Source organism: Serratia sp. 14-2641 (genome assembly GCF_001692375.1).
Lineage (GTDB): Bacteria > Pseudomonadota > Gammaproteobacteria > Enterobacterales > Enterobacteriaceae > Chania > Chania fonticola_C.
Map to the genome: position 1 here is coordinate 69,735 of NZ_LXKR01000077.1, position 20,632 is coordinate 90,366.

Annotated in this window: 16 protein-coding genes; 11 read left to right on the forward strand and 5 right to left on the reverse strand. The window is 53.0% G+C overall.

Annotated features, from left to right (window positions below):
• Window positions 1-4: 4 nt before the first annotated feature.
• Window positions 5-928, reverse strand: a complete 924-nt coding sequence (gene allS, locus A6U95_RS23860; RefSeq protein WP_065686300.1) for an HTH-type transcriptional activator AllS — start codon at window positions 926-928, stop codon at window positions 5-7.
• A gap of 342 nt (window positions 929-1,270) precedes the next feature.
• Between allS and A6U95_RS23865 the strand changes: the two genes are divergently transcribed.
• The 9 genes from A6U95_RS23865 (at window position 1,271) to A6U95_RS23905 (ending at window position 12,198) form a co-directional block, all read left to right on the forward strand.
• On the forward strand, window positions 1,271-1,762 hold the full coding sequence (locus A6U95_RS23865) for an ureidoglycolate lyase (RefSeq protein ID WP_065686476.1): 492 nt from the start codon (window positions 1,271-1,273) through the stop codon (window positions 1,760-1,762).
• Between the two features lie 68 nt (window positions 1,763-1,830).
• Window positions 1,831-2,646, forward strand: coding sequence for an HTH-type transcriptional repressor AllR (gene allR, locus A6U95_RS23870; RefSeq protein ID WP_024528426.1), 816 nt, complete (start codon window positions 1,831-1,833; stop codon window positions 2,644-2,646).
• A gap of 134 nt (window positions 2,647-2,780) precedes the next feature.
• Window positions 2,781-4,562 (forward strand): glyoxylate carboligase, encoded by a 1,782-nt coding sequence (gcl, locus tag A6U95_RS23875; protein ID WP_065686301.1) that lies wholly within the window; start codon window positions 2,781-2,783, stop codon window positions 4,560-4,562.
• 11 nt (window positions 4,563-4,573) lie between these two features.
• Window positions 4,574-5,353 carry a hydroxypyruvate isomerase gene (gene hyi, locus A6U95_RS23880; protein WP_065686302.1) on the forward strand — a complete coding sequence of 260 codons (780 nt, stop codon included), beginning with the start codon at window positions 4,574-4,576 and terminating at the stop codon, window positions 5,351-5,353.
• A 10-nt stretch (window positions 5,354-5,363) separates the two neighbouring features.
• Window positions 5,364-6,245 (forward strand): 2-hydroxy-3-oxopropionate reductase, encoded by an 882-nt coding sequence (gene glxR / locus A6U95_RS23885; RefSeq protein WP_065686303.1) that lies wholly within the window; start codon window positions 5,364-5,366, stop codon window positions 6,243-6,245.
• 204 nt (window positions 6,246-6,449) lie between these two features.
• Complete coding sequence (locus A6U95_RS23890) at window positions 6,450-7,904, forward strand: putative allantoin permease (protein ID WP_024528430.1); 1,455 nt, start codon at window positions 6,450-6,452, stop codon at window positions 7,902-7,904.
• 74 nt (window positions 7,905-7,978) lie between these two features.
• The gene (gene allB / locus A6U95_RS23895) at window positions 7,979-9,340 is read left to right on the forward strand and encodes an allantoinase AllB (protein ID WP_024484433.1); all 1,362 of its coding nucleotides are present in this window, start codon (window positions 7,979-7,981) and stop codon (window positions 9,338-9,340) included.
• Window positions 9,341-9,411: 71 nt separating this feature from the next.
• On the forward strand, window positions 9,412-10,719 hold the full coding sequence (locus A6U95_RS23900; protein WP_065686304.1) for a uracil/xanthine transporter: 1,308 nt from the start codon (window positions 9,412-9,414) through the stop codon (window positions 10,717-10,719).
• A 132-nt stretch (window positions 10,720-10,851) separates the two neighbouring features.
• A complete protein-coding gene (locus tag A6U95_RS23905) occupies window positions 10,852-12,198 on the forward strand; it encodes an MFS transporter (protein ID WP_024528432.1) in 1,347 nt (448 codons plus the stop codon).
• A gap of 550 nt (window positions 12,199-12,748) precedes the next feature.
• On the opposite strand, the gene allE is transcribed toward A6U95_RS23905, so the two are convergent.
• From allE to allD, 4 genes are all read right to left on the reverse strand, one after another.
• A complete protein-coding gene (gene allE, locus A6U95_RS23910; protein WP_065686305.1) occupies window positions 12,749-13,534 on the reverse strand; it encodes a (S)-ureidoglycine aminohydrolase in 786 nt (261 codons plus the stop codon).
• Between the two features lie 44 nt (window positions 13,535-13,578).
• A complete protein-coding gene (locus tag A6U95_RS23915) occupies window positions 13,579-14,856 on the reverse strand; it encodes an MFS transporter (protein ID WP_065686306.1) in 1,278 nt (425 codons plus the stop codon).
• A complete protein-coding gene (gene allC, locus A6U95_RS23920) occupies window positions 14,853-16,100 on the reverse strand; it encodes an allantoate deiminase (RefSeq protein ID WP_065686307.1) in 1,248 nt (415 codons plus the stop codon). The genes A6U95_RS23915 and allC overlap by 4 nt, the downstream gene beginning before the upstream one ends.
• Before the next feature lie 120 nt (window positions 16,101-16,220).
• Window positions 16,221-17,270: an ureidoglycolate dehydrogenase gene (gene allD, locus A6U95_RS23925; protein WP_024486472.1), complete on the reverse strand. Its 1,050-nt coding sequence runs from the start codon at window positions 17,268-17,270 to the stop codon at window positions 16,221-16,223.
• Between the two features lie 408 nt (window positions 17,271-17,678).
• On the opposite strand from allD, the gene A6U95_RS23930 reads away from it, so the two are divergent.
• Window positions 17,679-19,346, forward strand: coding sequence for an acyl-CoA synthetase FdrA (locus tag A6U95_RS23930; protein WP_065686308.1), 1,668 nt, complete (start codon window positions 17,679-17,681; stop codon window positions 19,344-19,346).
• 9 nt (window positions 19,347-19,355) lie between these two features.
• On the forward strand, window positions 19,356-20,621 hold the full coding sequence (locus A6U95_RS23935; protein WP_024528437.1) for a DUF1116 domain-containing protein: 1,266 nt from the start codon (window positions 19,356-19,358) through the stop codon (window positions 20,619-20,621).
• Window positions 20,622-20,632: the final 11 nt, after the last annotated feature.

Genomic DNA, 20,632 nt, shown 5'->3' on the forward strand with positions numbered 1-20,632 from the left:
CGTGCTAAGCTGGTAAATCAATACCTTGCAGAAAGCCGGTGATGCGTTCATCGCGCCGTTGGAACAGCGTGACAATTTCTTCCACGGCTTTACCACAGTCGTTACGCCAGGCCAGGGAGAGCGGTGACGGTTGCCGCTGATTGACGACGTCACGGGTGATCAACTGGCCGCTATCCAGATAGGGTTGGCAAAGATTTTTCGGCAAGAACCCAACGCCTAGCCCCTGCAGATGGCATTCGAGTTTACTGCGCAGGTCTGGCACCTTGATCTCTTTTTGGCCGGGTAGCAGCCAGGCAACGCGTTTGGTCAGGTTGCGCGAAGTATCTTCCACGTTGATCGCCGGGTAGCTGCGCAGCCGATCTTCGTGCAGTGCCGTGTCCTGGCAGGCGGCAAGCGGATGATCTGGCGTGACCACAAAGGCCCAACTGATCCCCCCCAATTTCAAGACGCTGACGTCATTAGCCAGTGATTCAGAGCCGGTGGTGCCAATGGCCAGCTGAAAATCCCCGTGCAACAACGAATCCCATACCCCCATATACACCTGACGCGAAATATGAAACTGGGTGAAGGGATAACGCTGTTGCAGGTAGGCCAACAGCCGGGCGACGCTTAGCGGGTTGTACAGCAGGTTGTTGATCACGATATTGACCTGATGCTCCACGCCGTCATTGATCTGGCGTAGCTCATCGGGCATGGAGTCGAGCCAGTTGTGCCATTGGCGGCAACGTTCCAGCAGGTATTCACCTGCGGGGGTCAGGTTGACGCTGCGGGTGGTGCGGATAAATAGCTGGGTGCCGATGCTTTCTTCCAACGTTTTGATGCGGTAACTGATGGTGGCAGTGGTTTTGTGCAGTAATTCGGCGGCGCGGGAAAAACTCTGGCATTCCGCGACTTTGATAAACGATCGAATTGTTTCGTGATCCAGCATATCGATTCCTTAACCGGTGCGGCCATCATTCTCCTAGTGTTGCAAAAGAATTTACTTACCTTAGTTGCCTTGGGTTAGTCATAAAACGGCTTCCCGTGATCGCGCTCACGTTTTATTACCCTTCCTCTGCTGAAAGTAACAGCTCTGTTAACGAACTGTATCGTTGCGGTGTGTTTTTTAATATGCTGATTTTTAATGAAATATTTTCAATGTGGCACAGAAAATGTGCAGCAGATCGTATTGTGGAAAATTTTTCCAATAATAACTTTTAAATTTCAGGCGACCTGTCTAGAGTGAACCCATTCAGTAATGTTCCTTTTTGAAACGATCCTGGAGAAACTGATGGACCTGATTGCCGTTGAGTTAACGCCTGAAGCCTTTGCACCCTATGGGAATGTATTGCAGATCGAGGGGGCGCCCTTTTTCCATATTAATGGTGGTAAAACAGAACGATATCATGATCTTGCCAATGTAGAAGTGGCCGACGATCATCGGGTGCTGGTCAGCATCAACCGTTCTGAGCCTTGTGATCTTCCGTTGGAGTTCTCAGTGTTGGAGAAACATCCTTTGTCTTCACAGGCTTTTATGCCTATGAAGGGGGAACGTTTCGTGGTGATTGTTGCTGAAGCCGGAGAAGGGGACGAAATTCCGTTACATACTTTGCGCGCCTTTATCACCAACGGTAAGCAAGGGGTGAATTATCACCGCAATGTATGGCACCACCCGCTGTTTGCCTACGGTGCGATCACCGACTTTTTCACGGTCGATCGTGGCGGTGCCGACAACTGTATTGTCAAAACATTGCCAGAGACTTACCGGGTTGTGCTTGGATAGCGCTGTCCCCAAGCGCATAGGCTGTTTATTATAGCGGAGAAACCTTGAGCTAAATAAGGAAAGCCTGAATGAACGAAGTACGCAGAAAGGGAAGACCAACGACAGAAGCAGGGGCGACGAAAGGCGCGCAGGCGTTGGATCGTGGGTTGGAGATCCTGCAATTTCTGGCCAATGCCGGAGGAAGTTCATCCGTTTCCGTGCTATCCGAGAAGTTGGAATTACCACTATCAACGACTTTCAGATTATTGAAAGTATTAGAGAAATCGGAATTCGTTTTTCAGGATCCCCAGCTTGGCTGGTGGCATATCGGCATCCAGTCGTTTACCGTCGGTGCGGCCTATATGAATGACCGGGATGTGGTTTCGGTGGCGGGGCCTTACATGCGGCGGCTGATGTTGCTATCCGGCGAAACTGCCAATCTGGCCATCAGGAATAACTTTGACGCCGTGCTGATCCGTCAATGTGAGTGCCAGGCGATGGTGCGGATGTGCGCGCCACTTGGCAGCCGCTTACCGCTGCACGCATCCGGGGCGGGGAAAGCGCTGCTGTATCCGCTAGCGGAAGAGGAGATGCTGGATTTGTGCGTACGTTCGGGGCTGCACTCGTTTACCCCGAAGACCCTGACCAGCGTAAATCTATTACGTAAGGATTTAGCGCAATCGCAGGCGCAGGGCTATACCGTTGATGCTGAAGAGCATGCCCTTGGCCTGAATTGCCTGGCTTCGGCGATTTTTGACCGTAACAACAACGTCATTGCGGCCATCTCCATTTCAGGGCCCAGTTCGCGCGTTAGCAGCGATCGTTTCAAGGATCTGGGGGAGTTGGTGCGTGACGTAGCCAACGACATCAGTACCGCGCTAGGTGAGTCGCGCAGCAAGAAATAGCACGTTTAAAGCAAAACCTGTAGCCGCGATCGCGGCTGCAGGATGAGGTGACCTCCCCGTTTATTACTAAACGGGTTTTTTTGAACCTACTTCAGTTTTGGAAAATTTTTCCAAATATTTAGGAGAACGTTTAGATGGCAATTATGCGAGCAGTAGATGCGGCAATGTACGTGTTGGCAAAGGAAGGCGTGAACACCGCATTCGGCGTGCCTGGCGCGGCGATCAATCCTTTCTATAACGCGATGCGTCAACACGGCGGCATCAAACACTATCTGGCGCGTCATGTTGAAGGCGCTTCCCACATGGCGGAAGGTTACACCAGGGCCAAACCCGGCAATATCGGGGTGTGTCTCGGGACTTCGGGGCCAGCGGGAACGGACATGATCACCGCACTTTACTCCGCCTCTGCCGATTCCATTCCCATTTTATGCATCACTGGCCAAGCTCCCCGGGCGCGTTTGCATAAGGAAGATTTTCAGGCGGTAGATATTGAATCGATCGCCAAGCCGGTGACCAAAATGGCAGTGACGGTCATGGAACCGGCACTGGTGCCCCGCGTGTTGCAGCAGGCTTTCCACTTGATGCGCTCTGGCCGCCCTGGCCCGGTGCTGATCGACTTGCCTTATGACGTGCAGATGGCCGAGATTGAGTTTGATCCGGACACCTACTCCTCGCTGGGGGCTTACAAACCGGCGGCCACTGATGCGCAGATCGACAAAGCCCTGGACATGCTGTGTGCCGCAAGCAAACCGTTGTTCATCGCCGGTGGCGGGATCTTCAACGCGGATGCGGCCGACCTGTTGCAAGAGCTGGCGGAGACCTGCAACGTACCGGTGATCCCAACGCTGATGGGCTGGGGCTGTATCCCGGACGATCATCCGTTGATGGCAGGGATGGCCGGATTACAAACCTCACACCGTTACGGTAACGCCAACCTGCTGGATTCGGATCTGGTGTTTGGCATCGGCAACCGCTGGGCTAACCGCCATACCGGTTCGGTAGATAAATACACCGCCGGGCGTAAGGTGATCCACATTGATATCGAACCGACCCAGCTTGGCCGCGTGATCTGCCCGGATCTGGGCATTGTTTCCGATGCCAAAATCGCCCTGCAAATGTTAGTGGCAAGAGCTCGTGAACGTGCGGATCAAGGGCTGCTGCCGGATCGTTCACAGTGGGTGGAAACCTGCCTCCAGCGCAAACAAACTCTGCTGCGTAAAACCCATTTCGACAACGTGCCCATCAAACCTCAGCGCGTTTACGAAGAGATGAACCGGGCGTTCGGGCGTGATGCCTGCTACGTCACCACCATCGGGCTTTCGCAGATCGCGGCGGCGCAGATGCTGCACGTGTTCAAACCGCGCCATTGGATTAATGCCGGGCAGGCGGGCCCATTAGGTTGGACTCTTCCTTCTGCTTTGGGCGTCTGTGCCGCCGATCCGCAGCGCAAAGTGATCGCGCTGTCGGGTGACTACGACTTCCAGTTCATGATCGAAGAGTTGGCCGTTGGCGCGCAGTTCAAGCTGCCGTATATCCACGTGGTGGTCAACAACGCCTATCTGGGGTTGATCCGTCAGTCTCAGCGCGGTTTCGATATGGATTACTGCGTCCAGCTGTCCTATGAAAACATCAACAACCCGGAAGGGGGCGAATACGGTGTCGATCATGTCAAGGTAGTCGAAGGGCTGGGATGTAAAGCGATCCGCGTCGTTAAGCCTGAGGAAATCGCTCCGGCCTTCCAGCAGGCGCAAGAGTTGATGCGTCTGCATCAGGTTCCGGTGGTGGTGGAGATTATCCTCGAGCGGGTCACCAATATCTCGATGGGGACAGAGCTGGATAACGTCACTGAATTCGAACCCGTTGCCGAGTCGCCAGAAGATGCGCCGACCTCGGTCAGTTACTTCAACTATCAGTAAGGAGCAGGCTCATGCCGAAGTTTTCAGCCAACTTATCGATGTTGTTTAATGAAGTCGATTTTATGCAGCGTTTTCGCTGCGCCAAAGAGCAGGGATTCACGGCGATTGAATATATGTTTCCCTACGATTATTCCGTGCAGGCGTTGAGGGGCGCACTGGAAGAGAATCAACTCACGCAGGTATTACAAAACCTGCCTGCCGGGGATTGGGCTGCGGGTGAGCGTGGTATCGCTTGCCTGCCTGGGCGCGAGGCCGAGTTTCGTGATGGCGTAGGTCTGGCGGTGGAATATGCCCGTGCGCTGGGCTGTGCGCAGATCAACTGCCTGATCGGGAACCCGGATAAATCCGTCGCCCAACATAAGACCGATGAGATTGTGGTCGCTAACCTGAGCTATGCGGCAAGGGAGTTGGCCAAGGCCAATATCCGTCTGTTGGTTGAACCGATCAATAAATACGATATGCCCGCTTTCTATCTGCAAACCACTCGTCAGGCGTTGGAGCTGATGGATTGGGTCGCGAGTCCTAACCTGTTTATTCAATACGATATCTACCACATGCAGCGCATGGAGGGCGAACTGGCCCACACCATGGAAACGCTGTTGCAGAAAATCGCGCATATCCAGGTTGCCGATAATCCGGGGCGCCATGAGCCAGGAACCGGGGAAATCAATTACGACTATCTATTCCGCGCGCTGGACAAGATGGGCTATCGCGGTTGGATCGGCTGTGAATACAAACCAGCGACCACGACGGCGGCCGGCCTGTCATGGATTAAGCAATATCAACATTGAGGGACATATCATGAAAGTAGGCTTTATTGGTTTAGGGATCATGGGCACGCCAATGGCTGAAAAGCTGATCGCAGGCGGCCATCAGCTGTATGCCAACACTTTGCATCAGGTTCCGCAGGAGCTGGTGGAAAAAGGGGCCATCGCCTGTGCTACTCCCAAGCAGGTGGCCGAGCAGGCTGACGTTATTTTTATTATGGTGCCTGATACGCCGCAGGTGGAAGAGGTGTTATTTGCGGCCAATGGCTGTGCCGAAGCACCGCTCAAAAACAAGATCCTGGTAGATATGAGTTCTATCTCGCCGCTGGAGACGAAGGAGTTTGCCAAACGCATTAACCAACTGGGCGCCGATTATCTGGACGCGCCGGTATCTGGTGGTGAAGTGGGGGCCAAGCAGGGTAGCTTGACCATTATGGTCGGCGGTGACGAAGGTGTATTTGGGCGGGTAAAACCGTTGCTGGCCCTGATGGGGAAAAACATTACGCTGGTCGGTGGCAATGGCGACGGCCAGACCTGCAAGGTTGCCAACCAGATTATTGTGGCTCTGACGATTGAAGCGGTTTCCGAAGCGCTGATATTTGCTTCCAAAGCGGGTGCCGATCCGGCTCGGGTCCGTGAAGCGCTGATGGGCGGTTTTGCCTCATCGCGCATTCTGGAAGTGCACGGTGAGCGGATGATCAAACGGACATTTGAGCCGGGCTTCCGTATCTCCCTGCATCAAAAGGATCTCAATCTGGCGTTACAGGGTGCGAAGTCGTTGGCGCTCAGTTTGCCTAATACTGCCAGTTGCCAAGAGCTGTTCAACCTCTGTGCGGCCAATGGTGCCAAAGATCTCGACCATTCCGCGTTGGTACAGGCGTTGGAAATTATGGCTAACCATAAAGTGGCTGGCTAAAGAGTAAGGCTTAACAAGTTGCAGGTGCCTTTCGCCTGCAACTTGGATTCTGGTTATCGTCTAGTTGTTTAATGGTTATATTCCTGTCTGTCTTGGCCGTATTGGTATTTGACTAATATAAAGATTAGAACATCAGTTTGTTGTAATGATAATAAACAAAAACACCCTACGCTATTTTCTTATTTAATATAAGAAGGACCTGTCATGGAATCTATTAGCAATAAGCAGAGAGAGATTTACCAACGGCGCGGCTATCATGAGGACCTATTACCCAAAGAAGCGGATAAGAAAACCTGGAAGGGAATTAACTATTTTACCTTGTGGATGGGTTCGGTACATAACGTACCCAACTATGTAGCCGTCGGGGGCTTCTTTATTCTGGGGCTTTCCACCTTAAGCATTATGGCCGCCATTATTCTCAGCGCCTTTATTATTGCCTTTGTGATGGTGATGAACGGCGCTGCCGGTTCGAAATACGGTATTCCTTTTGCCATGATCCTACGTGCTTCTTATGGCGTGCGTGGCGCGTTGTTTCCTGGGATCCTCAGAGGTTGCGTGGCCGCCATCATGTGGTTTGGCTTGCAGTGTTACGCAGGCTCGCTGGCCTTCCTGATCCTGATTGGCAAACTGTGGCCACAGTTTTTGACCTTGGGCGGGGATTTCAACCTGTTGGGGATCGGCCTGCCTGGGCTGATTGCCTTCCTGATTTTCTGGGCGGTTAACGTGGCCATCGGCCTGGGAGGCGGCAGCATTCTCAACAAGTTTACCGCGATCCTCAACCCCTGCATCTACGTGGTGTTTGGCGGCATGGCCATTTGGGCTATTTCCATCGCTGGCCTGGACAACATCATCGCTTATGTTCCGGCCAATGCTATAACGACTAACAATGGCGGCTTCATGTTTTTGGTGGTGATCAATGCGGTGGTGGCGGTATGGGCCGCTCCGGCGGTCAGCGCCTCGGACTTTACCCAGAACGCCAGCAGTTTCCGCCAGCAGGCCTGGGGGCAAACGCTGGGATTGGTGGTTGGCTATCTGCTGTTTGCCGTCGCCAGCGTCTGTATCCTGGCCGGGGCCAGCATTCATTACGGCGTTGATACCTGGAACGTGCTGGATATCGTACAAAAATGGGACAGTATTTTCGCCTCGGTGTTTGCGGTGCTGGTGATCCTGATGACGACTATCTCAACCAATGCGACCGGTAACATCATACCTGCGGGTTACCAAATTGCCGCTATCGCCCCGAAAAAACTCACCTATAAAAATGGCGTGGTGATTGCCAGCATCATCAGCCTGATTATCTGCCCGTGGAAACTGATGGAGAATCAGGAAAGCATCTATCTGTTCCTTGATGTGATCGGCGGAATTTTAGGGCCGGTGATCGGCGTGATGATGGCGCATTATTTCATCGTGATGCGCAGTGAGATCGACCTTGATACCTTATATATCGAACCCGGTAATTATAAATACTACGATAACGGCTTTAACAGCGTAGCGTTTATTGTAACGCTGTTTGCTGTGTTGCTGTCATTGGGCGGTAAGTTCATTGAGATACTCGAACCTTTATCACGGGTTTCCTGGTTTGTTGGCGTTATCAGCGCATTCTGTTTATATGCGCTACTCAAAAGTAGAACAGTGGTTAATCGGCAAGAATATACCTGAAGTGAATATGATAAAGAAGTAAATAACCCTAAGCGTAATAATATGATACTTTAATTTCACGAAGGAGCATGACCATGTCATACGATTTAATTATCAAGAACGGTAAGGTTGTTTTAGAACATGATGCCATCATTACTGATATTGCGGTTAAAGAGGGCAAGATAGCCGCCATCGGCAATGGTCTTACCGGCGCCAAAACGGAGATTGATGCCAGCGGAATGGTGGTGGCACCGGGCATGATCGATGCCCATGCGCATATGTCCGAGCCGGGCCGTACTCATTGGGAAGGGTATGAAACCGGTACGCGTGCTGCGGCCAAGGGCGGTATCACCACCATGGTCGAAATGCCGCTGAACCAACTGCCAGCCACGGTGGACAGAGCCTCGATAGAAATGAAGTTCTCGGCGGCAGAAGGCAAGCTCACCATCGATGCGGCCCAGTTTGGTGGCCTGGTTTCCTACAATCTGGATCGGCTGCATGAACTCGATGAGATTGGCGTGGTGGCCTATAAATGCTTTGTAGCGACCTGCGGCGATCGCAGCGTCAGCAATGACTTCCGCGACGTGAATGACTTCGAATACTTCAAAGGTTTGCAGACCTTAGCCAAGCTGGATCAGTTAGTGGCGGTGCACGCCGAAAACGCCCTGATTTGCGATGCGTTGGGGGAAGAGGCCAAGGCGGAAGGGCGCGTAACGGCGCACGATTATGTCGCCTCTCGCCCGGTATTCACCGAGGTTGAAGCGATCCGCCGGGTGCTGTATCTGGCCAAGGTCGCGGGTTGCCGTTTGCACATATGCCACGTCAGTAGCCCAGAAGGGGTGGCGGAAGTGACTCGCGCTCGTCTGGAAGGGCAACAGGTCACCTGTGAGTCCTGCCCGCACTACTTCGTGCTGGATACCGACCAGTTTGAGGAAATAGGCACCTTGGCCAAGTGTTCACCGCCGATCCGCGATGCGCAGAACCAAAAAGGGCTGTGGGATAAGCTGTTTAACGGTGAGATTGACTGCCTGGTGTCCGACCACTCGCCATGCCCACCGGATATGAAAGCGGGCAATATCATGCAGGCCTGGGGCGGGATCGCCGGGATACAAAACTGCGTCGATATCATGTTCGATGAAGCGGTGCAGAAAAGGGGCATGTCGCTGCCGGTGTTTGCCAAATTGATGGCGACCAACGCCGCCGATATTTTTGGTTTGAAGCACAAGGGGCGCATTGCTGTAGGGAAAGATGCCGACCTGGTGTTCATTCAGCCCAACAGCAGCTACGTACTGGCAACCGGCGATCTCGAGTATCGCCATAAGGTCAGCCCTTATGTGGGGCGGAAAATCAACGCAAGGGTCGCCAAAACCATCCTGCGTGGCGAAGTGATTTACGATCTCAAGGCGGGTTTTGGCGTTCGTCCGATCGGTAAATTTGTGCTTAAACATCAGCAATAACGCTAGTTAATCAGCGCCCGTCACCGGGCGGGCGCGTGAATGATGGGATAGTGGATATGAAGGAAGCACCCATGAACGGGTTATGTGCCAGTCGAAGCAGTTGGTTATCGGGTTTGCAGTGGTTCTTTTTCATTTTCTGCAATACGGTAGTGATCCCGCCTACCCTGCAATCGGCATTCAACCTCTCTGCCGGTGTGACCTTTTGTATTACCCAATATACCTTTATCTCAACGGCGCTGGCCTGCCTGGCACAGGTATTTTTGGGCCATCGACGAGCCATTATGGAAGGGCCAACAGGCCTGTGGTGGGTGACCATCTTAACCCTGACCCTGGCGGAAGCGGCCAACGGTACGCCGCTGCCAGAAATTGGTGGCAGCCTTGCGGTGGGGATCCTGATCTCTGGCATCTTGACCATTCTTATTGGGGCTAGCGGTTTGGGGTTCCGCCTGGCACGGCTGTTCCGTCCGGCGGTGATGGCCACGTTTATGTTTTTGCTGGGGGCGCAGTTAATCACCATCTTCATGAAAGGGATGCTGGGGTTACCTTTTGGCGTTTATACCGGCATCGTGACCATTAACTATCCGGCCTTTTACTGGGCATTGACGGTGTTGCTGCTGATTATCGCCATTATTGCCTTTTTACCGCGGGCGATCGGCAAATATGCGTTGTTAATCGGCACTCTGGTTGGCTGGGGCGTTTACAGCTGGTGGTTTGCACCTACCGGTGAGCCGCTCACGGGCAGCGATTGGGTACTGTTCCCACTCGGGTGGCCGCAGGAATTGCATTGGGGGATTGTGATCAGCGCCGTCCTGACCGGTTTGGTCAACGTGTCGAATAACTTTGCCGCCATTCGTGGCACCGATATTTTTTATGCGGACGGCCCGGCGGGCAGAAGCCTGTTCCGGCGTAGCTTTATGGTTTCAGGTGGGCTGACCTGCCTGGCTGCTCCACTGGGCGTGGTGCCTTTCTCGCCTTTTGTCTCTTCCATTGGCCTGCTGACCCAGACGCAAGACAGCAGCCAGCGCTCGTTTATTATCGGTAGCGTGGTATTCCTGCTGGTGGGGATGTTGACGCCGCTTGCGCAATTCTTCTGCAGTATTCCGCTCACGGTCAGCAGTGCCGTCATGCTGGCCTCTTATCTGCCCTTGCTGTTCTCCTCGGTGCTGTTTATCAACAAGATCGAACTGAATAGCCGCAACATTTATCGGCTGGCGCTACCGCTGTTTTTGGGCGTATTCCTGATGAGTATGCCTTCCTCCTTTTGGCAGGGGGTGCCGATCACCATCAGGCCGCTATTCAGCAATGGCCTGTTGATTGGCGTACTGCTGGCGGTGTTGGTTGAGAATAGTATTCCGTGGGATAAGGTGAAACCACGCTAGCATTTATAATACAGCTATTAATCAATATTGTTTAAATTCCCACCGCCCTGTCTTTGATAATCAGGGCGAGTTAATCCAATGACACTGAAATAAAATCTGAAAATAGCAGGATGCCAACCAAGGAGATCCGATATGGCGACCAATAATGCTGCGATTGATCAAGCTATTCTGGCCAGTCCCGACAAGGCTAAACTCTACCGTAAAATAGCCTGGCGAATTATGCCGATATTACTGATTAGCTATATCGTCGGTTATCTTGATCGTGTTGGGATATCATTTTCAAAATTCCAGATGATGCCAGATATTCTGCAAGGTAATGTGTCGATGGCGGAGGCGGTTTATGGCCTCGGTGCCGGTGTATTCTTTATTGGTTATATTATCGCCGGTGTGCCAAGTAATATCTTACTGAGTAAGTATGGTGCGCGGAAGGTCATCGCCCTGTTGATGTTGGTATGGGGCACGATTTCAATGCTGAGTATCTTCATTACCAATCCCACACAGTTTTATCTGGCACGATTCCTGCTGGGGTTAGCCGAAGCCGGTTTTTATCCGGGGGTGATCCTCTATCTGACACTGTGGTTCCCTTCAAGCCAGCGGGCAAAAATGACGGCGCTGTTTGTTTGCGGGATACCGGTGAGTAATATCATCGGTGGGCCACTTTGCGGTTGGATTATTGAAAACATGAATGGCATGTTCGAGCTGTCCGGCTGGCAATGGTTATTCTTTATCAGTGGTCCGCGTGCATTATTGATTGCGGTCGTCATTTTCTTCTTCCTGGATAATACCTATCAGAGTGCTAAATGGCTCAGTCCACAAGAAAAAGAGATGATCACCCAAGATATGGTGCAGGGAACATCGAAAAAGATAGGTGCTGATGGTGCAGCGCAGGAGTGGACAATGAAGACCATGCTGAAGTCTTCTGCTTTCACTAAAATGTGGTTGATCTGTTTCTGTACGGTGATGGGGCAAGGGGGATTGGCCTTCTGGGTGCCAACCATGATCCGTGATACGGGGGTAAGCTCGGTAATGGATATCGGTTTGCTGACCATGCTGCCGTATATGCTGGCCGTTGTCGCTATGCTAATGGCTGCACGCAGCTCTGACAAACATCGAGAAAGGCGTTGGCATATCATTGTTCCTTTCTGTATTGCTGCGGTTTCGTTGATTTTTATCGGCCTGTTCCCAGACAATAAAGTCATCGTGATGGTGGCATTATGTATTGCTGTCGCCTCCAGCCTGGTCCCTTCACCGCTGTTCTGGAGTTTGCCAAATGCTATCTTTACCGGTACCTGTGCTGCTGCTGGGATAGCGCTAATTAACTCGATTGCCAATATAGGTGGCTTTATTTCTCCTTATATTATTGGTTACTTTAAAAACACCACGGAGAGTAATCTAGTCGCGATGTGTGTGCTATCCAGTATGATGATACTGGGGGCTATACTGACCTATAGCGTTCCGGCAAAACTGGTTAATAAATAATAGTCAATAGAAGTTCAGTTATTGATAATTGCTCCGATTGATAAAAAACCATGCTTTCTCTGCCTATGTGGTGATCTATTTCATTGGCTGAGGGTATGGTTTTTTTATTGGTTAATGATGAAGAGGGGAACGTTATGGTGGCGATATTAAAAGTGGAGTAGGGTGGAATGAATAACAGGTGACTCAGTGTTGGCCCCTCACCCTAACCCTCTCCCACAGGGAGAGGGGACCGAATGTGCCACGTATTAACTCCAGCGTATCGAATCGATAGATTGAATCCATCGTATTAATGCCTTTGCCGGGATCCTTAATTAAGGATTGGCAACGTGTTACCGATTAACATCAGCGTATCGAATCCATAGATTGAATCCAGCGTATTAAAGTCTTTGTCTTACCGATGGGCTTCTACACTTGAATGTTGCGCTGAACTGGCACCCTCTCCCTGTGGGAGAGGGTTGGGGTGAGGGGAAATATTGATTGCTGAATGAGTAAGAAGACTCTGCTTTAATCAATTAGGCCACACTACTTAGAGCGTGGCCTTTAGGCGGGTTTAGAAGTCGACGTCGCGGTTGCAGTCTTTCGAGTAGATATAGCTGAACTCTTCCTGGCCCACCGCATAGCCGGCTTGCGGAACATAGGCAGCCATAAAGATGTAATCCCCTTTCTTGACCGGGATCCACTCGTTATCCAGGTTGTACATCCCAGCACCGCTGAGAATATAAGCACCATGTTCCTGCACGTGAGTCTCGATATAGCCATGGCTGGCGCCTGGCTTGAAGGAGAGGATATGGATGTTCATATCGAACCCCAGATCCTTCGGCAGCAGATCTTGCAGGATCACATCACTCATGCCTTCATAGTGAATTCTTTCCAGCTTGTTGACGTTGTTGCTCACCACGTGGGCTTCATAGCCCTTGATGCGGTTGTAGACACGCTTGTAGAGGAACAGCTGGCTTGGTTTTCCGCCGTTGGTGTTCTCCAGGCGCAGCATCACACCGGCAGGGCAATACAGATAGCCGCCCGTGGTGAGTGGATAATCGGTGCTGTCGGCTGACGCGGTGATGTTGCCTTCGATAACGTAGACCAAGGTTTCAATATTCTCACCGCCAAAGCCTTGCTGGTTACGGCCGCCATCATGCAGTGTCACCAGATAATCGACAAAAGTGGCGCCCAGTTTCGGGGTGGCAAGAATGGTAACGTCGCAGTTCTCAAAGCCTGGAATGATGTTACGCACCAGGCCATCCGGTGGGATCACGGCATAGTTGTCGCGTTTGATAATGGAGCGCGAAGCTAGGATATCTTTTGGATAGCCAATCTGATTATTGATATAACCCACGTTAATTCTCCTGATTAGTCAGGGCCGTAGCCCTACAACAAAAATTATGCCTGTGCCGCCGTTTGGCGATTGTTTTTCTGCTTCATCAACACGTTGACGGTAAAGAAGATCACGGTGCCGATCAGCAGGATGGCGGCCGAGATATAGAAGCCCATCACCTTGGAGCCGGTGCTGTCGGAGATCACCCCGGTGAGGAATGGAGCAATCACCGAAGAGGACATGCCGAAAAAGTTAAACACGCCAAAGCTGGTGCCGTAGCCTTTCTTCGGAGCGTTATCTGCAACGAAGGAGATCATGATTGGATCCACTGCCAGCTTACCGAGCAGGCCGTAAAGGATCAGGCTGACCAGCAGAGTGGTAGAGTCCGGTGAGATCACGGTGCAGACCAGCGTCACTGCGGCACAGATTTGCAAGAAGATGATCAACTGCACTTTCTTGGCGCGGAAACGGTCAGACATGCGGCTGAAGAACAGCGCCCCTGGAACGGAGGCAAAAGCCACCAGCGCGGCGGAGAAGCCGATGGCCACGCCTTCGAACCCACGTTCCTGTTGCAGGAAGGAAGGCAGCCAGGTCACGATCATGTAGTAGCCATAGCAGGTGGCGAAATACATCACGTAGGCGGAAATCATCCGCAGGCTGAACAACCCACTGGCTTCCTCGGTCTCTTCCACTGGAGTGGCCGCGGAGGCAGCCGGGCTGGCGGCCAGAGAGGCGGTATAGGAGCCCCCTTTGATCACCAGGAAGAACACCACCGTCATTACCACCAGCAAGCCGGTGATGATAAACAGCATGATTTGCCAGTCCATCCCCATGCTTTTCACCAGCAGGCTGGAGGCGATCAGGCCAATGGCCATCCCCAGCGCAGAGCCGCTGTTGATAATGGCGGTGGCCAAACCACGGCGTTCCAACGGAATATTTTCTGATGACAACGAGTAGGCCGAGCCGTAGTAAGAGCCACAGCCCATTCCGGCCAGCAGGCTACCGGCGTAGATCATGGTCAGGCTGGTGGCGTTGCCGATCAGTAAGGTGGCGATGATGAACAGGCAAAAACCTGGGATCAGCACCACCTTCTTGCCGAACTTATCCACCAGGATCCCGGCCGGGATTTGCATCCCGGTATAGGCAAAGAAGTAGAAGCTGGCGATCAGGCCCATCTCGGCGTTGGAATGCGAGCCGATGGTCGCTTGGATCTCAGGGAAGATCGGTGTCAGTACCGTGCGGTAAATCCAGATCACCGCCCAGCCCAGGCACAGGACCACCACGATTTTTTTCCAATACAGCGGATCAAATCCGGTGTTGGAGGAGGTTTTGCTGTTGCTCATAGGCGGGCTCCCTGCTCGGTATAGGCCAGTTGGTATAAGGTATGCGCCAGAATTTTCACCCCTTCGGCCAGGTCGGGCAGTTCGGTTTTTTCCGCCGGGTTATGGCTGATACCGGCAATGCTTGGCACAAACATCATCACCGTCGGCACGTGCGGGGCAAAAATCTGTGAGTCATGGCCAGCACCGCTGTGGATCATGCGGTAGTTCAGCTTATGGCTTTCACACAGGTGGCTGACGCAGGCCAGTAGCTGTTTGTCCATGGGGATCGGCGTTTCATCCATCCACAGGTCGATCTCGACCTCAATGCCCATTTCGGCACAGATGCGCTGAATATCGGCTTCGATCTCTTGGGTAAAACGCAGCAGCGTCGCTTTGTCGGTGTGGCGGCAATCCAGGGTGAAATGAGTGAATCCGGGCACGACGTTGACGGTGTTAGGCTTGGGCTCGACCTTGCCAAAGGTCAGCACCAGCGGGTCGCCTTCCGCTTTGGCCTTGGCGATGGATTCGCAGCAGATCCGGCTGAAGGCATAAACGGTGTCCTTACGGTAACCCATTGGCGTGGTGCCCGCGTGGTTGGCCTCGCCCTTGAGTTTGATATCGTAGCGGCGCTGGCCGACGATGCTGGTGACCACACCAATGGTTTTTCCTTCGGTCTCCAACACTTTGCCCTGCTCGATATGCAGTTCAACGAAGGCGGCGATATCTTTGCGCAGTGGCTGGTCTTGCGGGCGGAAGTCAAAGCCTGCGCTATGCATGGCGTCAACGAAATTCACGCCTTTGGCATCACAGATGCTTTTGACTTCTTCCGGGCGAGCGGAACCGATAATGTTTTTACTGCCCCAGAAAACGTAAGGGAAACGGCTGCCTTCCTCCTCGGCCAGCGAGATGACTTCCAGCGTGCGCAACGGCGCACCGTAGGTTTCTTTCAGATGTTTGATCGCCAGATAGGCGGCTTCGATACCAAACTGACCATCAAGGTTACCGCCGTTGACGACCGTATCGATATGCGAGCCAGAAAGGATCACCTGATCGGGATATTTGCTGCCCTGCAGGCGGCCGGATAAATTGCCGACGGCATCAAAAGAGGTCGCCAGACCGGCGGTTTCAAAAGCCTGCTTCAGCGCCTGTTGGGCTTCCACCCACTCAGGGGTATACAGCAAGCGCGTCATGCCGCCGCTGGGATCTGCCCCGATCTTGGATAACCAGCCAGAAGTTTCACTAATTTCTTGTTGGAAATTCTTCATATTTATCTGCCTGCTTGTAACGTCCCTGAGACATGCGCCAACTCAGCTTTGTCGGGAGGGTTGATAAGGAAAATGGCGGCGAAAATAGCTTTTCTCCGCCTGATTTAATTAATCTGACGATTAACTGGCAAACGGATCTTTATGGTCGTAGGAACGCTGGTAAATATCGTCAGAAATCAGGTATTGATAAATGTCGTCAACAATATCGATGCCATTCTTTTCATTTTCTATTTCACGCATATGGCTACCCTGGCCAGGATAGAGCACTTGTTTCACGCCAGGTGCCGGTTTGATTTCGTTCAGTTCTCTCATTACCTGGCTGATATGTTTACGGAAGGTCACTTCGTTGGTGAAATAGCTTGGGTTGAGCACGATATGCAACTGGCCCAACTCCCGGCCTGCGCTTAAGTCGTGATACATCGAGCTGACGTGTTTACCGAACGGCAGGCCAAGCAACACGCCGGATAGAATATCGACCATCATCATCAGGCCGTAACCTTTTGGCCCGGCGATAGGCAACAGCCCGCTGACGGCGAAAGGATCGGTGGTGTTATTGCCTTCGCTGTCTACCGCCCAGGTATCCGGGATTGGCACGTTGCGTGAGCGAGCATCCAGCACCTTGCCCCAGGCTTGAACCGTAGTGGCCATATCGAAGGTCATGATGTCGTCGCCTTCGGCCGGTGCCGAGAAAGCGATAGGGTTGGTGCCGTAATAGACCTCTGCACCGCCATAAGGGACGACCATCGGATCCGACTGACACACTGAGATGCCAATCATGCCCGCATGGGCGGCCTGTTGCACAAAGTAAGACAGCGCGCCACTGTGGCCGATGCGGCGAACGCCTACCACCGCTACGCCGTTCTCTTTCGCCATTTCGATGGCGTGGTCCATACCCAGCTTGGCTGCGACATGTCCGGCACCGTTGTCGCCATCAAAAACTGCGCTGCAAGGGCCGGTTTTTTCAAAGGTGAAATGCGGGTCGTTATTGGTGCCGCCTTTGCTGATGCGTTCAGAATAATATTCCACCCTCACCGCGCCATGGGAATGGATCCCGCGCGCATCTGCATGGACCAAAACGTCCGCGACAATCCCGGCGTGTTCCTGGCTTAGGCCTGCAGAATGAATTTTATTTTGAATCAGTTGATGCAGTTGCTGCTTAGAGACTTTCATTGACAGTCCTTCCATTGATATACCCTATGGATTTCAAGCTGCAGCTTGAAAGACGACGGGTACACGGTTTATTAAAACTATCTCTGTCTCCTACTGTATAAACATAGCAAGGGAATAATGTGATCCAGACGGCTATTATTTTATTGGCTTAAATTTTCGTTGAATGGCATTACCATTGTTAGATTATTTTTAACAAAGCGCCGTCTTTCTGACGATTGAATTCAATTAATCCCCGCCGGACTTGATGATTTTTTCTAACAATGGGCAAAGTGTGATGAGACTCACCTTCGTCAATGGGTTTTATTTGTAGCTTGGCCAATAAGAATATGGGGTCTGAAATAAATAGGTTACTAAAAATATCTGAGAACGCCCATTGCGAAGTTCACATGCTGTTTTAAGGATATCACTATGATCCATGCTTTTATAAAAAAAGGGAGCTTTCAGGATTCCGTCAGCCTGATGCTAATTTCCCGTAAGCTCAGCGAATCACCCAACGTCGAAGAAATATCGGTCATGATGGGGACTCCGGCCAATAAATCCTTACTTGAAGCGACCGGTTTCTGGCATCCGCAATTCAGTGAAGCGACCCCCAATGATATTTGCGTGGCGATCAAGGCGGAATCTGCCGATGACAGCATCACCACACAGATCGGTGAAGCGTTAGACCTGGCGTTGAAAGCCATTGCCCAGGGGCAGCAGGGCGGTAAACGCCTGCTCAAGGCACGCAGTTGGCGTATGGCGCGGCAGAAGTTGCCGGATGCCAATATGGTGCTGATCTCCATTGCGGGGGAATATGCCGCGCAGCTGGCCGATCAGGCACTGGACGATGGCTGCAACGTGATGATGTTTTCCGACAACGTCAGCGTTGAGCAGGAAGTGGCGCTAAAAACCAAGGCGCGTGACAAGGGCCTGATCGTGATGGGGCCAGACTGTGGCACGGCCAATATTGCCGGGGCACCGCTGGCCTTTGCCAACGTGGCGCCCAAAGGCATGATCGGCATCATTGGCGCCTCGGGAACGGGTATCCAGGAGCTGACCTCACAAATTACCCTGGCTGGGCAAGGCATCTCTCACGCCATTGGCTTGGGCGGGCGTGATTTAACTGCCGAAATCGGTGGTATCAGCGCTATCAGCGCACTGCGAATGTTGGCGGCCGATCCGCAAAGCCAGGTGTTGGCGTTTGTCTCCAAGCCTCCGGCCGAAGCGGTACGTCAACGGGTTATCGGTGAGATGAAGACCCTTGGCAAACCGGTGGTCGCTTTGTTCCTGGGAGCTAAAGCGCCTGCGAAACAAGAGGGGAATATCACCTTCGCCGCGACGTTGGATGAAGCCGCCCGCCTGGCTGCGATGTTGGCAAACGTGCAGCAAATGGCCGCACAGCAACCTGCGGTATGCGGTGGCAAAATATCCGGCCTGTACGCCGGTGGCACGCTGGCGGCGGAATGCGCCATGTTGCTGGCCGATCGGCTGGGCGTGGAGGCCGACAGCAAGCATCAGCACGGCTCAATGCTCAACGCCGACGGACACCGCATTATCGATATGGGGGACGATTTCTACACCCAGGGCAAACCACACCCGATGATCGATCCGTCCACCCGTAATCAGGAAATCGCTCGCCTTGCTCAGCAGCCGCAGATTGGCGTGTTGCTGCTGGATGTGGTGATTGGCTATGGCGCGCAGGAAGATCCCGCAGATTCCTTGGCTACCGAAGTCAAACGCGTACGCGAAAAACGTGGTGCGGCCCATCCGTTGGCAGTTATCGCCACGGTGACAGGCACCGAACAAGACCCCCAGCAGCGCTCCAAACAGATTGCCACGCTCACCGAGGCGGGCATTGCCGTGATGAATTCGCTGCCTGAAGCGGTAGCGCTGGCCTGCCAGTTAATCGCCCCTCCAGCGCTGGGTACTAACGAACCAGCACCCGCCATGCTGGCTGGTGTTTCCGTGATCAATGCAGGCTTGCGTAGCTTTGCCGACGATCTGCAAACCAACGAAATTTCAGTGGTGCATTACCAATGGGCCCCGGTGGCCGGTGGTAATCAACGATTGGCTAACATACTGAAAAATTTAAAGTAAGGGATTGATATGACCGCAACTATTGAACAAGCAAACGCTGCCGTTATCGCCAGGATCCGTGAAGCCCGCCCTCATTGGCAGGATGTTGATTTAGCGAAAAACCTGATCCCGCAGTTGGCGCAGGGGAGAAAACTGCTGCATGCCGGGCCGCCGGTGACCTGGGCGGAAATGAGTGGCCCGGTACGCGGTGCCTGCATTGGGGCATGCCTGTTTGAACAGTGGGCTGAAAGTGAGCAGCAGGCGCTGGCACTGCTGGAAAATGGTGAGATTGAATTCATCCCTTGCCATAACGTCAGTGCCGTTGGCCCGATGGGGGGCATCACCTCGGCGCATATGCCGCTGGTGGTGGTGAAAAACACCGTTCATGGTAACCATGCCTACTGCAACCTGAACGAAGGGATCGGTAAGGTGATGCGCTTTGGTGCCTATGGGCCAGACGTGCAGGCGCGCCTGCGCTGGATGCGTGACTCACTGGCACCGGTACTGAAAGAGGTGCTTGCCACCTTTGATGAGGGGATTGACCTCACCGCCGTTATGGCCCAGGCCATCACCATGGGGGACGAGTTCCACCAGCGTAATATCGCGGCGTCGGCGCTGCTGATGCGTTTGTTAGCCCCTAAAATCAGCCTGCTTGAGCGGGACAACGTTGAGCTGGCCAAGGTCATGCAATTCCTCAGCATCACCGATCAGTTCTTCCTCAACCTGGCGATGGCCTATTGCAAGGCGGCCATGGACGCCGGGGCCGAGATTAAGCAAGGCACCATCGTGACGGTGATGACCCGTAACGGCAAAAACTTTGGCGTCAAGATCAGCGGCATGGGCGACCAATGGTTTACCGCGCCGGTCAATACGCCGGAAGGCCTGTTCTTCTCCGGCTATAGCCAGGCTGACGCCAACCCGGATATTGGCGACAGCGCCATTACCGAAACCTTCGGCATTGGCGGTGCGGCCATGGTCGCCGCGCCTGGTGTGACACGCTTTGTCGGTGCCGCCGGTGGCATGAGTGCCGCGACCGATATCTCCGAAGAGATGGCCGAGATTTACCTGGAACGCAACATGATGCTGCAAATCCCAACCTGGGACTTCCAGGGCGCTTGCCTGGGGCTGGACGCCCGCCGGGTGGTGGAAACCGGCATTACTCCGTTGATCAACACTGGGATTGCCCACCGTGAAGCCGGGGTTGGGCAGATTGGTGCCGGTACCGTGCGTGCTCCATTGGGCTGCTTTGAAAAAGCCATCGAAGCACTGGCAGAAAAGCTGGGTATCAGCGCGTAACAACCGGTTAG

Excerpts from the sequence above, each read along its gene's own strand:
- gcl (WP_065686301.1), top strand. The coding sequence starts at position 2,781 with ATGGCAATTATGCGAGCAGTAGATGCGGCAATGTACGTGTTGGCAAAG.
- allR (WP_024528426.1), top strand. The coding sequence starts at position 1,831 with ATGAACGAAGTACGCAGAAAGGGAAGACCAACGACAGAAGCAGGGGCG.
- A6U95_RS23900 (WP_065686304.1), top strand. The coding sequence starts at position 9,412 with ATGAACGGGTTATGTGCCAGTCGAAGCAGTTGGTTATCGGGTTTGCAG.
- allD (WP_024486472.1), bottom strand. The coding sequence starts at position 17,270 with ATGAAAGTCTCTAAGCAGCAACTGCATCAACTGATTCAAAATAAAATT.
- A6U95_RS23905 (WP_024528432.1), top strand. The coding sequence starts at position 10,852 with ATGGCGACCAATAATGCTGCGATTGATCAAGCTATTCTGGCCAGTCCC.
- A6U95_RS23865 (WP_065686476.1), top strand. The coding sequence starts at position 1,271 with ATGGACCTGATTGCCGTTGAGTTAACGCCTGAAGCCTTTGCACCCTAT.
- A6U95_RS23915 (WP_065686306.1), bottom strand. The coding sequence starts at position 14,856 with ATGAGCAACAGCAAAACCTCCTCCAACACCGGATTTGATCCGCTGTAT.
- allS (WP_065686300.1), bottom strand. The coding sequence starts at position 928 with ATGCTGGATCACGAAACAATTCGATCGTTTATCAAAGTCGCGGAATGC.
- A6U95_RS23890 (WP_024528430.1), top strand. The coding sequence starts at position 6,450 with ATGGAATCTATTAGCAATAAGCAGAGAGAGATTTACCAACGGCGCGGC.
- hyi (WP_065686302.1), top strand. The coding sequence starts at position 4,574 with ATGCCGAAGTTTTCAGCCAACTTATCGATGTTGTTTAATGAAGTCGAT.
- A6U95_RS23935 (WP_024528437.1), top strand. The coding sequence starts at position 19,356 with ATGACCGCAACTATTGAACAAGCAAACGCTGCCGTTATCGCCAGGATC.
- A6U95_RS23930 (WP_065686308.1), top strand. The coding sequence starts at position 17,679 with ATGATCCATGCTTTTATAAAAAAAGGGAGCTTTCAGGATTCCGTCAGC.
- glxR (WP_065686303.1), top strand. The coding sequence starts at position 5,364 with ATGAAAGTAGGCTTTATTGGTTTAGGGATCATGGGCACGCCAATGGCT.
- allC (WP_065686307.1), bottom strand. The coding sequence starts at position 16,100 with ATGAAGAATTTCCAACAAGAAATTAGTGAAACTTCTGGCTGGTTATCC.
- allB (WP_024484433.1), top strand. The coding sequence starts at position 7,979 with ATGTCATACGATTTAATTATCAAGAACGGTAAGGTTGTTTTAGAACAT.